General features: G+C 46.8%; 12 protein-coding genes. 10 read left to right on the top strand and 2 right to left on the bottom strand.

Annotated features, from left to right (window positions below; translation table 11 throughout):
• The first annotated feature begins 62 nt into the window (after positions 1–62).
• The 10 genes from IZU99_01620 (at position 63) to IZU99_01575 (ending at position 11,162) form a co-directional block, all read left to right on the top strand.
• Positions 63–1,148 (top strand): (deoxy)nucleoside triphosphate pyrophosphohydrolase, encoded by a 1,086-nt coding sequence (locus tag IZU99_01620; protein ID UOO37995.1) that lies wholly within the window; start codon positions 63–65, stop codon positions 1,146–1,148.
• A 165-nt stretch (positions 1,149–1,313) separates the two neighbouring features.
• On the top strand, positions 1,314–3,398 hold the full coding sequence (locus IZU99_01615; GenBank protein UOO37994.1) for a DUF262 domain-containing protein: 2,085 nt from the start codon (positions 1,314–1,316) through the stop codon (positions 3,396–3,398).
• Positions 3,399–3,433: 35 nt separating this feature from the next.
• Complete coding sequence (locus IZU99_01610) at positions 3,434–3,730, top strand: hypothetical protein (protein ID UOO37993.1); 297 nt, start codon at positions 3,434–3,436, stop codon at positions 3,728–3,730.
• A gap of 4 nt (positions 3,731–3,734) precedes the next feature.
• On the top strand, positions 3,735–4,169 hold the full coding sequence (locus IZU99_01605) for a DUF188 domain-containing protein (GenBank protein ID UOO37992.1): 435 nt from the start codon (positions 3,735–3,737) through the stop codon (positions 4,167–4,169).
• A 23-nt stretch (positions 4,170–4,192) separates the two neighbouring features.
• Positions 4,193–4,936 (top strand): plasmid pRiA4b ORF-3 family protein, encoded by a 744-nt coding sequence (locus IZU99_01600; GenBank protein ID UOO37991.1) that lies wholly within the window; start codon positions 4,193–4,195, stop codon positions 4,934–4,936.
• A gap of 326 nt (positions 4,937–5,262) precedes the next feature.
• The gene (locus tag IZU99_01595) at positions 5,263–6,156 is read left to right on the top strand and encodes a hypothetical protein (GenBank protein UOO37990.1); all 894 of its coding nucleotides are present in this window, start codon (positions 5,263–5,265) and stop codon (positions 6,154–6,156) included.
• Complete coding sequence (locus IZU99_01590) at positions 6,156–8,438, top strand: hypothetical protein (protein ID UOO37989.1); 2,283 nt, start codon at positions 6,156–6,158, stop codon at positions 8,436–8,438. The genes IZU99_01595 and IZU99_01590 overlap by 1 nt, the downstream gene beginning before the upstream one ends.
• Positions 8,439–8,513: 75 nt before the next feature.
• Positions 8,514–9,569 (top strand): PD-(D/E)XK nuclease family protein, encoded by a 1,056-nt coding sequence (locus IZU99_01585; protein ID UOO37988.1) that lies wholly within the window; start codon positions 8,514–8,516, stop codon positions 9,567–9,569.
• The gene (locus IZU99_01580) at positions 9,566–9,718 is read left to right on the top strand and encodes a hypothetical protein (GenBank protein ID UOO37987.1); all 153 of its coding nucleotides are present in this window, start codon (positions 9,566–9,568) and stop codon (positions 9,716–9,718) included. Before IZU99_01585 ends, IZU99_01580 begins: the two co-directional genes overlap by 4 nt.
• Before the next feature lie 46 nt (positions 9,719–9,764).
• Complete coding sequence (locus IZU99_01575) at positions 9,765–11,162, top strand: hypothetical protein (GenBank protein ID UOO37986.1); 1,398 nt, start codon at positions 9,765–9,767, stop codon at positions 11,160–11,162.
• Between the two features lie 152 nt (positions 11,163–11,314).
• Here the strand turns inward: IZU99_01575 and IZU99_01570 are convergent, their stop codons facing one another.
• Positions 11,315–12,031 (bottom strand): hypothetical protein, encoded by a 717-nt coding sequence (locus IZU99_01570; GenBank protein UOO37985.1) that lies wholly within the window; start codon positions 12,029–12,031, stop codon positions 11,315–11,317.
• A gap of 27 nt (positions 12,032–12,058) precedes the next feature.
• Positions 12,059–13,093 (bottom strand): hypothetical protein, encoded by a 1,035-nt coding sequence (locus IZU99_01565; GenBank protein ID UOO37984.1) that lies wholly within the window; start codon positions 13,091–13,093, stop codon positions 12,059–12,061.
• Positions 13,094–13,105: the final 12 nt, after the last annotated feature.

Genomic DNA, 13,105 nt, shown 5'->3' with positions numbered 1-13,105 from the left:
AACGTTCTGGACGTGTAGTGTAATGGATGCCCGCTGAAGAAAACAAAATGGGAGCCGCCGAAATGAAAGATATGATTACGCCCAATGAAAACCTAACAGTCCTGCCCGATAATGATTCACTCTGCCCGCAAAATGGTAAAACTCTATATATCTCGCAAACAACAGAAGGCATTGACTACCGAAGTTTTCTCGGGCAAGTGGTTCAGTATATCAATATGGCTGATGTGTTAGCCAAGATTAAGGCTGGAACACAGTATGTCGTCCAGATTCCGACAGAATATCAGGCCGCATTTCAAGCTGGAAAAAGCTTTCTGATGGAGAACAAGGAAACCGGAAAGCGTTGGCCTACATTAATGAGAGTAGCAAAAAGCGGTCGGAACGAGGTCGTGACGCCGCTGCCCATAAAGGAGCAGAGCTTTGTGCAGGGCAATCCAATTCAGGATTTGGCGAATGGCTTTCAGAACATCTTGATACAGCAGCAGATGGCACAGCTCGCTCTCGTAGCCGAGGAAACCTATCGTGTCGTCGAACGCATTGAACACGGCCAGATGGATGACCGAATTGGTTTGCTCCTCGCTGGGAAGAACGGCATCTCATTGGCGCTGTCCATGCCAGAGGGCGAAGAACGCAAAATGCAAATTGTTGCAAGCAGGCAAAACCTTTTGACAGCACAGGCGCAAATAGGAAAAACGCTTGAACGCAGAACATCGGAATTTGCACCCATTTCCAAATTTGCCGCCGTTAGATTCTTGCGGGAATCCCTTCACAGTGGATATTTGCAAGGAAAGGATTACGAGGTTGAAGAAATCCAAGAGTACTACGATCTATATCTTAATGCGACGAAGTTGATTGCGGCATCCTATGTGCTCTGTTCAGATATGCCAACGGCGGAAAAAGCATTCGAATTTGCTGAGCAGTATCTGTCGACGTTAGATTTCTCTAAAGTAAAGACAATACAGTATTTACATCAATCGGCAAATGATATGTTTTATCTTAGGCCGGTGGAATACCTTGCAGCAGAGCGAAATGTATACATGAATGAAGCAAAGGGGTTCGATTATATCGCCCTTGAGGTGTCAGGGGATAATTTGTTGGAGGCGCTTAGCGATGGAAAATCAGAAACGGTTTCAGAAGAAGCCACTCAATAGGGATGATTACAAGGGCATGGAGCGCGGAGCAAGGGCTCTCAAGCATCTTGGCGGTTTTACATTGGCTGTCACTCTGATTGTAAAGAACAAGGGTAATCTCAAGAAACTTGGCAGTCAGGCGGTTGACATTGCCAGTAAGGTAATAAAGCTATAGGAGGGCTCAGCATGAAGATCGGACCAGGCAGAATAATCAATGATTTCATAGAGCCCAATAAAAGGCAATACGCTATCCCCGTTTACCAACGCAACTACGAATGGTCAAGGGAGCAATGCGTCAAGCTGTTCGAGGATATTGTGAAGGCATATAAAGAGGACAAGACCCACTTCTGCGGGTCCGTGGTTTATGCGCCTTTGAAGGAAGAACACAATATCCACTACTATGTCATTATCGACGGCCAGCAGCGACTGACGACAGTATATATCCTAATCAAAGCCCTGCTTGATATGGCGGAGTCTGACGCCGAACGTGATGCCATGAAGGAAGCACTTTTTAATAAGGACAAGTTCAATACATATGATGTCGATGTTGCCAGTAAGCTGAAGCTCAAACCCATAAAAAGCGATAACCGTCAACTTTTTCTTATGATGGACGAAAAAACGGATGAGGTCGATATCACCAGCGGAATATGGCGCAACTATGATCTGTTCTGTAGACTCATAAAAGAACAGCTCGAAGCCGGCATGTATGTAAAGGAAATTTACAAGGGTTTGGAAAAGCTGACCTGTGCCAGCATTCTGTTGGACGCTGATGACAACGCGCAGGAGATCTTTGAGCGCATCAATTCTACCGGTATCCCGTTGGGGCTGGCCGACAAGATCCGAAACTATGTGCTGATGACCGACGCCGATCAGGAAAAGCTATACGAGGAATATTGGCTTCCCACCGAGGAAGCCGTTCGCCGAGAGAATATGGCGCCTTTCTTCATCAATTATTTGAACCTGAAGGTTGACGGCTTTCCGCGCGAGGATGAAGCCTATGATGTGTTCAAGGCCGTATATACTGACGGCACGTTCACGAATAAGAAAATGCTGGATGAGATCTTCCATTACGCAAAATACTACAAGGCATTCCTGTACGGAGACCTCAAGTACGGGAAAGCTGTCAATGCGCTTCTGGCTGACTTGCAGAAGCTGAAGCAAACAACGGTCTTTCTGTTCCTGTTTCGAGTTTTTGACGATTACGAGGCCAAGATCATCGATCAAGAGGTGCTTGAGAAGGTATTGCGTTTTCTGTTGAACTACAGCATTCGACGCCTGATCTGTGAAATTGGCTCTAACTCGCTGCGTGGTTTGTATAAGACCCTTTATGCGCGCGTATTCGCAAGAGCGGAGAACAAGCAGCACTATTACGATGCGATTGTTTCTTTTATGATGCAGCTCACATCGAAAGACACGTTGCCCGCAGATTCGGCGTTTAGGACGGCTTTAGAGCAGAAAAACCTTTATCGCAAGAACGCCCTGTGCAAATATCTACTGACAGCAATTGAGAATCAGGGCAAGGAGCAGCTATTAACCGACAATCTTACCGTGGAGCATATTCTTCCGCAGAACCGTAACCTCTCAACCTCATGGCAGAAAATGCTTGGCGATAACTGGGAGGCTGACCACGATAAATATCTGCACACACTCGGCAATCTGACGCTTACTGCTTATAATGGGGAATTAGGTGATAAGCCCTTTGCTGAGAAAAAAGAGAAACTGGCAGAAGTACAAACAAAAGTGGTGACTCTTTATGAGGATGTAAAGACTTGTGACCGCTGGGATGCATCGGCCATAGAAGCAAGAGCAAAGCGCCTATCCGGGCTTGTTCTTGGACTGTTCCCAATAGAAACACCCGCAGTCGCTATTTCTTTTTCCGACCCCAAGTATGCGGAATACACCTGTGAAGAACCTGATGAAGCCACATATAAAGTCCCTAATTACTATATTCTTCTTGGTGAGCGTGTCAATTCGACCAGTTTCGCTGAAATGCTGCGTTCTGTTGTTGACCGACTATATGAACTTGACAGCAGCATCATCGAAGGGATGGCACGAAATGATGAGAAACTGAACTCATGGTCGCAAAACATTATGTTCTCTTACAACCCGGACAATGTGAACGGAGATTACAAGGTTAAAGATACAGACATTTATCAGAATGTTGGCTTCTCAGCTGCACACATTATTCGAATCATTGCCGCGTTGCTCGATAAGTACGACATTGAGCATAGTGAGTTCGTGTACAGTGCTAAGGTAACCAAGAGCCTATGAAAATAAAGTGTGAGCGGAGCTCAGCAGAAGCCAAGATGATTTTGTTTCACGAGATCGGTCACTATGTCAACAATGATTATCTTCATTTTGATTCCCAGTCAGAAGAGTATGCCAAAGAATGCAGATTATACGCCGCCAATAACGCACTTCTTGATTTAGAGGTAGCGGCGGATGCCTTCGCCGCCAAGGATCTGGTGAATGACACGGTTAGCACAGAATTTTCTCTTCTGTTGGCGCGAGCACAGTCTATGTACAATTGCGACGGATTTGACGCAGAAGATGTGAAAGAAATAGAAACCAGAATAGGGTTGGCTTCACAGCCTGCACGGTGAAGATATGCGTATATTAATAGATGCGGATGGGTGTCCAGTCGTAGACATCGCTATAGCAGAAGCAAAAAAGCGAACTATTGGATGTATTCTTCTGTGCGATACCTCCCATGTATTTGAGAAGGATGGGGCAAAAACTCTGACCTTTTCCAAAGGTGCAGACAGCGTGGATTTTGCTTTGGTGAATATGGTCAGGGCCGGCGACCTCGTAATCACGCAGGATTATGGGCTTGCCGCGATGTGTCTTGCCCGGAAAGCGCTGGTGCTTAACCAAGACGGAATGGAGTATACGGCAGATAACATCGACGCATTGTTGGCCGAGCGGCATAACTCAAAAAAGATCCGTAATGCTGGAGGCCACCTCAAGGGTATGCATAAACGCGCACCGGCGCAGGATGTGGCATTCCGTGCGAAGTTGCGCGATATGCTGATGACATTTTAGAATACGAAGGGGGCGCTTTCCGCATGGCATCACAACCTATTTATCAGTTTTATGCCGAACTCGACGACTACACGCCCAAAATGTGGCGGCGCTTTCAAGTGATGAACAATATCACAATGGCGCGGCTTGGCTATATAGTTATGACGATGTTTGAAATGCAGGCGAGTCATCTGTTTTGCTTCGAGGTGCCGTTAGGAGAAAACTACTCTCAGCACATGAAGGAGCGGCATAAAGAGAAAGAGTTGGATGATCTTATTTCCTTTAGAGCTAAAGATAAAATCACTCGCTTTGAAGTCCAAAACGAAATGACGACCGAGTTTCAGGATGAGGATGCACTTAACGCAGCAAACGAGAAACTGCCACGCATAATCACTCAGGTCGGAGATAAACTCACTCTCCAATACGACTTTGGGGACGGTTGGGAAATCAAACTCGTACTTGAACAAATCATTGAAGATAAAGACCTCCATGGTAAGGAACTGCCTCGAGCTCTTGACGGCGCGGGGTACGGAATAATTGAAGACTGCGGTGGCACTGGCGGGTTAGAGGACATTGCCAAGGCTTTCAAGAAGAAAACGGGCAAGCAATACGATCAGTACCGCCAGTGGCTCGGAGCAGACGAACTGGATCTGGCCGCATTTGATATTGACGATATGAACTTCCGATTGAAAAAAGTTCCTCGGATTTATGCGGATGCATATGAACACGGGCTGGAACCAACAAGGCAATCTATGGATTTGCTGACGCGAAAATATTTGGACAAATAGCAAAATTCAGTCAGAGGCCACGTTGAAAGGAGCGGCGTATATGTCCACACAAGAAAATCCCGTGGTTCCCCGGTTTACTGGAACACCGTCAAAAATGCTGCTCCGCTGTGAGGAGTGCTTTTTCAGCCGACCTGCGGATGCGGGCGAGGAAGCAAGGCAGAGTGTTTCCATCCATGCTGACGGTAGGGTATATATTTCTCGTTTCTTTTTCGATGAGGCCAATATGCTGAGACAGTCGCAAAAAAGAAGTGCCGCCAAAATAGACGCGAAAACCACCCAATGGCTCCTCGAAAGAACGGTTCAATACTTCCGAGACAGGCGGGATCGTGTGTGATGCCGGCTCGTGGGAGCTTTCCATCACCAATACGGATGGCGAGTACTTCTGCTATAGCGGTGCTCTGGTTGAAGACTCTACCGAAGATGAGCCTCTTTCCGATCTGATACGGGATACCTTGGATAATCAGGAGCTATGGCTCTTTGACGGCAACCCGGACAGGCTGGACAGCATTGTCGTAATGTATCACCGAATCACAAAAATCAAGCCCGGCGTCATCCCGCCTGATGCCACATGGGAATATGCGACTTGGGACTACTCCGAGCAGCTCAGCATCGACCGCAAGACGGAAACGCTGGAGCATATCATGCGTGTCGGCTCCGGTTGTGTCATTAGCCATCGATACTATGTGGAGGAAGGCGTTTTCGGATTTCTTGACGATATGAGCGTGTCCGCCCTTTCATATATAAAGGGCAATCCCCCCGATGTAATCGAAAATCCGATGGAGACGCGGGACTACGAAATTGAAATTCGTACAAAGCTCGGCAATGACAAAGTCATTACCGGCTCATTTGACAGGGATGGTCTTCCCGGTGATTGGGAGGAGTTTATCAAAGACATCTATGAGTTTATATCCTTTTATGGCGTGGGTGAACTGTTCGACACGCGGATATACAACAAGCCTCGCCGCAGACAGTCAGATTTGATATTCTGTAATGTGCAGTTTGAGGAATACGGAAAAGCTTATTGCTATCTGACCGACGATGACGAACTCCGTGAAGGGGATCGCGTGGTCGTCCTTGCAGGAATAGATAATCATGAAGCGGTCGCCAGAATTGAGAGCATTGAGTATCACGGCGCGGAGGAGGCGCCATACCCGTTGGATAAGATCAAGTGCATTGTCCGGAAGTACGATGACGACAAATTTGAAGTGGGGTTGAAATAATGGCAAAAGCAGATTGGAGTATTGTGACAAGAGAAAATGTGATAAAAGCGATATCTGATTTTCTCTCTGAGCGTCCGGAATACCCCGCCCCGCGCTCGACTTTTCTTGTTTATGCTGGGAAGAAACTGCCGGCGAAGCATATTCGCGGCATGGCATATAAGGTTGCTACCGGTACGGAAATCAGTAAAGAGGATTATGCCGGCGGAATAGAAACCGTCCGCTTTTTTCGGCGGCTGGGCTTTGAGATTTTTTACATAGGAAGCTCAAAAGATGCAAAGACAGGGGATGCTGCTCAAAGGAAGGCGCCAGTAAAGGGTGCTTTACCGCAGCCGACAGAGTCCCTGGCCAAAGAACACTCACCTAACTATAAAATTACCATTCCCAGCAAGGGCGTAATCGAGCAAAAAAATGCCCTTCAGCTTCTGCTGAACCGTATGTTTTCCGGTGATATTGTCTGTGAAAGAACCTTTCCGTGGCTCAAAACTCCGGATGCCATTGATGGTGAGTATATCCCACTTTACAAAGCGCTTGCCGCATACCGTGGGAAAACGGATTTTGCAAAAAAGAACATCCCCTTGCGTTGCGATTTTGTGTGCGAGAGCCATAAGCTCATCATTGAATACGATGAACGGCAGCATTTCTCCCAAGCGAGAAAGTTATCGTTGGAGGCATACCGAAGTATTCCCTTATGCTTTGATAGGGAGTCGTGGATCCAGGCATGTTCAGATATACAGGCAAGGGACAACAATCCTGAAAACCGTGACGAGGTACGAGCGTTTTACGACAGTACGAGGGATATAGAGGCGGCAAAGCACGAGTATTGCCTCGTCAGGATCATGCATGGTCAAATCGATTTTGAGCAACCAAATGCACAGGAGCAACTTGCCGTACTGCTCAGCACTACACCTGTCAACATGGAGCAAAAGCACTCTGACCCTCACAAGAGTGTTTGCCTGAAAATAGCGATGTACCTCCAGACTGCACAGCATCAAAATTTGTCTGATTTTACAAAGGCCATGGCTGCCGCTCGAGCGTCAAAGGCGGAGCTTTTGGTTTTTCCGGAGAATTGCTGGGTGCCATTTCACTCTATGATTGAAAACGCCGACATCATAGATGAGGCAGATGTCAACAAAATATATGACACTTGTGTGGACTTAAGCTGCGATTTGGGCATGGCGGTGGTTGTAAGCGGCATCGATAAGTTTGGTACGATTTTCAGCGTCTTTGCGAATGCGACGGCTTTAAAGGACGAGACACAATGCGCTATCTACCTCAAGCACACCGCAACCGCATTCTCTCCCTTTGAGTTGGAGGATTACCATCAGGTGGCAGAGACTCTATTTACACCAATATGGTTCAAGGGTTATCAGCTTGGCCTGACCATATGCTATGACTGTAACCACCCGCTGTTCAGCAGAATGTACGGCGTGCAGGGTGTCGACGTAATTCTCAACAGCACTGGAGGGAACGTCATCTACGATAAATGGTATAAGTATAATCAGGCAAGGGCGATAGAAAACCGCTGCTATACGCTTGTCACCATGGGCGGTGATGGCGAACAAGGTAACTCCTATGTGTTCGGCTTTAATCGCAACGGGAAGGAGCTTCATCCTACCCTTGCGAACATAGCGGCAACGCATACAAATGAACCGGGTGGCGTTTATCTCTATGATCTCACTGCGGACGACCATGCGGACGGGTGCGACACCAGTCTGAATCAATTAAAAACAGAGAATAAAAAGCAGGATTTTTTTATTCCGGTTGGTAATGTTACTTCCATTCTGGATAAGGCCGATGCCGTTGAGGGCAATCTGTTTATTTACCCACACAAGGACGATAATATCGTGTTTTGCGTCGTTGACGGCGAGGGAATTTTTCATGCTGAGTCCTTTTTACCGCTGTTGTACTCGCCCAAATTGAGCAAATTTATCAACAAACGCTATATCCTTATATGCAGGTACAAAGGGTTGACGCCCGACGTCTTTTCGAGCCGCCTGTCCGTTGTTCTAAAGGTTCGAGCTATGGAGAACTTCTGCGCGGTCATTTTAGAATCAGACAGCAGCAATGAATGTTATCAAACAGGCCGCAATAAGACCGCGCAGGTAGTCAAGCCTGTAAACGGGCTGTATGGCTTGGATCTATCGAGAATGTCAGGCCCGGAAGCCATCTGGAAAAACAAGGGTGACTACTGCAAAGCTGATTGGCGGACAAATTACGCATGGCTGGCCGGTGAATGCAAGCGGATATCCAATGAAAAGACAACCTTTGAAAAAGTTGATTAAAAAGAGTACTTTTGCATTTCATAACGAACTCTATATGGAAAATGCGAAGGCAATGCTCTTTTGAAGGTGAGAAGCATGAAGAATAACCTGTTTACATACGCCACATCCGAACTGTCGCAGGATGCTTTTTTGTGTTGGCTGATGTCGTATGCCATGAAGGACGTAAAAAAAGACAAGGCGCTCAGGCGTTGCGCCGTCGCCTTTCTCAAGCAATTTGTGCCGCCGATTAAGACTTTGGAAGACGGTGAGATTTACGTGTCCAATATAGAGCGACAACATGGGAAAATTGACGTCTTGCTCACGTTGGAGGGCGGATATAAGATTATTGTTGAAGATAAGACATTTACGAGCGATCACGACGAACAGCTTTCACGCTACAAGGATTTGCTGATAAGTGAGGGCGTAAGCCCGGAATTGATCTACGGTGTCTATTACAAAACGGGCTTTGAAAGCGACACATCCAACGCCGAAAAAGCGGGATATGCTGTCTTTGACCGCAAACGTATACTGTCCATCTTAAACGCCAATAGCTCCGGCATGACAAGCGATATTTTTCTCGATTATCTTGATTATTATAATACCTTCGAAAGCGAAACCCAAAGGTACAAAATTCTACCCGTCGAACAGTGGGATTGGAAGATGATACAAGGTTATTATGACGATTTAAAAAAAGCTGCTGATTTTCGGTTCGGGTCGCTTGATGGTGCATTTAATTACGGGTATGTTGCCAATCCTTCTGGCGGCTTCTATGGTATGTGGTTGTTTCCGCGGACAGCGCTATATTATGGTGCGGTAGAATTTTACCCATATCTACAGATGGAGTTTAACAATGGCGCAATCAACATATGTGTCAAGCTGTCTATTGAGAACGATGTGCAAAGCTTCAAGCCTTCGGAATTGAAAGACATTATTGCATATAATAACACGCATGAATGGAAGTATGACCTTGAACAATTCGGATATTTCAAGCCTTTCAGACTTTCAAGCGGAAAAACCATGACAGTCGGAACCATATGGCGTGAGCCGCGAAAGGACATCTCCGGTATCGAATTGACGAACAGCCTTCAAAGCGCGGTTGACGGATTCGAACAATTCATGCTGTACTGCAAGGAAAAGGCAGGTGAAACATGAGCCTTCAGGATTCGACCATAGGCAGCCTCATCGGCGGCAGCCGGAACGACGCGCCGGGCTGCCCGGTCGAGTTGATGAGCCTTTCCGAGAAGAATACACAATGCGGCAAGGGAGTTCATCTCCGGCGGCGCACAAATAGCGCTGTTTAGTTTGGTTTTGACGTATGTAAAGCATTGTGATTGGAGGCCATGGACGATGACAATTGCGTTGATATCCTGCAGTAAGGAAAAGAAGCCGTATCCATGTGCGGCGCGTGATCTTTACTCCGCCAGCACGCTCTTTTCCATGTCGTATCAATATGCCAAGAAAACTGCTGATAAAGTTTACATTCTTTCTGCAAAATATGGCCTCGTGCCGGAAGATAGAGTGATTGCCCCATACGATCAAACGCTGAATGCTATGCCCCGCAAGCAGCAGCTTGAGTGGGCTCATAATGTTCTGACTGCGCTCGCACATGAGTGTAGTTTGGAAGATGATGACTTTATTCTTCTCGCTGGTAGCTACTATTGCCGGGATCTTCAGAATCAACTGCCGCACTGCAGTCTACCGCTGGCGGGAATGCGTATGGGTGAGCGGATGGCCTTTTTGAAATCGCAGCTATGTACCAAGGAGGCCGTCCGTAAACCAGAGCGTCATTACTCACGAAGGGAATCGGAAAATATCGGTGCGGTCTCTCTGGGGGTGCGTCTCCATGCGTTGTTTCACAAAATGCCGAGATATACATGGGAACAAATTAATTTGCTCCCTTTCAACAATGGTATCTATATTGTCTATGAAACCGGCGAGTTCTATCACAGCATGGACAGGATCGTTCGTGTCGGCACGCATACTTCCCCCAATAGGCTCAAACGGCGGCTAACCGACCACTTTGTGCGGGAAAACCACAACAGCAGCATTTTCCGCAAAAATATCGGAAAGGCCATACTGAATGCGCACCACGATCCATATCTGTCCATATGGACTTTGGACACTTCAAGGCCGGCTAACTACAAATATATTGACTCCATAAAAAATGCCGACACGGAGCGGCGTGTCAGCGATTATATGCGGAGTCATCTGACCTTTACAGCGTTTCCCGTTCCGGAAAAAGGCCAGCGTCTGCGGCTGGAAGAAGCAATCATTTCAACCCTAAACCATACGAGCGATTTTGGGCCGGGAGAAAAATGGCCAGGCAAATACAGCCCTGAAATAGAGATCCGCACAAGCGGCTTATGGCTGAAGCAGGGGCTGGATGCGGAAGGCTTGACGGAATCCGAAATGGTGTTCCTCCAAAGGCTCTGCGGTTTAACCGTGACAGCGGAAGAACCCGAACGGCCGAACACTCCGGCTCGGGAAAATCAACCATCGCTCGGGAAATATGAACCGCTCTACCGTTACCTCTGTTTGCAATCAAGCGATACCGTCACACTTTCCTTCTCTGAGCTGGAAAAAATCCTTGGATTTGCGCTGCCGAAAAGTGCCGGCACCTATACGATGTGGTGGAGCCCCGGCGGTTCGCATACGCAGTGCAAATCCTGGGTGCAAGCTGGGTACAAAGCGGTGAACATCCAACAGGGAATCTGGGCCAAGCAGATGACCTTCAAAAAGGCTTAAATCATTATTTTCATATAGGGAACACAGTCTATGATGGGCCAATTTAAACAAAATCATGCTTAGGCATTTTATACCTTTCACCGCAAGCGTTGATAGAAGATGATGCTATATAAAACAAGCGGGCAGCCAATACCAAGTGGCTGCCCGTTCAGTTATTCTGTATCACCGTCAAGTTTATTCTTTAAATCAAGAATCTTTCGGATCATATTCTTATAATCATGACGCATCTCGTACAAAACCGCAGACGCGATACTCTCCTTGTTTTCTCCCGTCGCTGCAGCCCAGGTTTCTACAAACCATGTCATCAGTTCGACTTGCTCAGAATCATCAAGATTATCGTATTCATCGTCGCTTTCAAAAAGGATCGGATTCTTTTCCTTGTACTGCTCCAAAAGCGCGGTAAGGTCTTGCCTGTTGCGCAGAATCGATTTAAAAATCTCACCCTTATCGGCAAGCTCTTCAAAATAAAAGATGAAGATATGTATCCGGAGCCTCCCATCATCGTTCGTCTGAAAAGTAATAGAATGGGATCTGTCGGCAAATTCTTTCAGGAGGTTCAGATCGTCACGATCACAAAATTCGGCAAATGGGAGAAGCAGGTCAATGGTGGCTTCCCATTTTTCGTAGTTCACAACACCGCGCACCTTTCCGCTCCATCGCTGCGCAAGCTCATCTGACCGTTGAAGTAAGTATTCGTAGTTTTCTTTATCGGCGGGAACGACTATCTTGGGAATCGCCTGCATCGCATCAGCATACGCCGCGATGAACCCACCATCAGTGGCAATCTCAAATATTGTGGATGCGGTATCATTCCCATCATGCCGACGATGTTCTTCCTCATAGTTACGCTCGTATATGATATTTTCCATTTTCCCTCCACTCATCACGTGGTGTGATTACGCCAAGAACAGGCTGCGGTTCTGCTCCAGAATCTCAGATACGGTGCTCCAGACTCGCACATTATAACCATCATCGATGAAGACCTTACCATGACTTTTCCCTTTGTCTGTTTTCATCGAAGCAAAATTACCTCTGAAATCTCTCACATATACATCGGGGTGATCAGCTTGGCTCTGGCAAAGGGCTTCAAGCTCGGGACGAGTAACCATTCCACGTTCACCTAAGAGCTGGTAGTAAGCGCGAATGATCTTATAATTGTTTTGTTCCGGGCTAAGCGCCCACTTTGGAATGCGATCAATTGCCTTTCCCTCGTTGATATTTGCACTCAACTGCTGGTCTGATTGACGAGTAGCAATCTGCGCTTTTGATATCTTTGCCCGAGTGGGTTCGGATTTCCCTGCAAACATCTGATACATTTGGACGCTGCGCAGAAACAACTCCGATGTGTCAGCGACGCTCGTACCCTTTTCCAGCACAGGCTGAATAATCCCGCTTAAAAAAGTATCATTGCAGAATAGAGTTGCGATAAACTCCAAACCAAGCTGCGAGAACAGTGCTGTCAGCTCCGAAAACATGGGAGACAGCTCTTTCTCAATCGCCGGGTTAATTTTGGGGGATGCGAAAACAATCTCTCCAGTAGCAATATTGAAAAAGGCATATAAGCACAATGCCGTGCGAACACATTTTTGGATGATCTTTGTTAGCGTTCTCTCCTTATCGCCGTAATTCAACCCACCTTCGTGATATGCAACGTCAACAGCATAAATACTTTGTGCGGATTGGGAATACGCAATGCCAATGGCATCTATTTCAGCCTGCTTTATGAACTGTTCAAGAGAACAGCCTTTGAAAATATCAAACTGATGCTTGTCTAAATAAAACTGCGAGAATTTGTCGGCAAGCATTTGTAGGTCATTTCGGCTGTCAATCGCCCAAAAAGGGGATGCCTTCCAGTTGGTCTGTGCCAATTGACACTGTTTTTCGTGGCGTAGCCACGAGTAAATAAGGGATTCACCCATTTCAATTTTCATAATTACCCCTTG

The sequence above is a fragment of the Oscillospiraceae bacterium CM genome (assembly GCA_022870705.1).
In the GTDB taxonomy this organism is placed as follows: Bacteria; Bacillota; Clostridia; order Oscillospirales; family Oscillospiraceae; genus Sporobacter.
The sequence above is the reverse complement of the archived record's forward strand: the minus strand, read 5'-3'. Positions and strand labels throughout refer to the sequence as shown.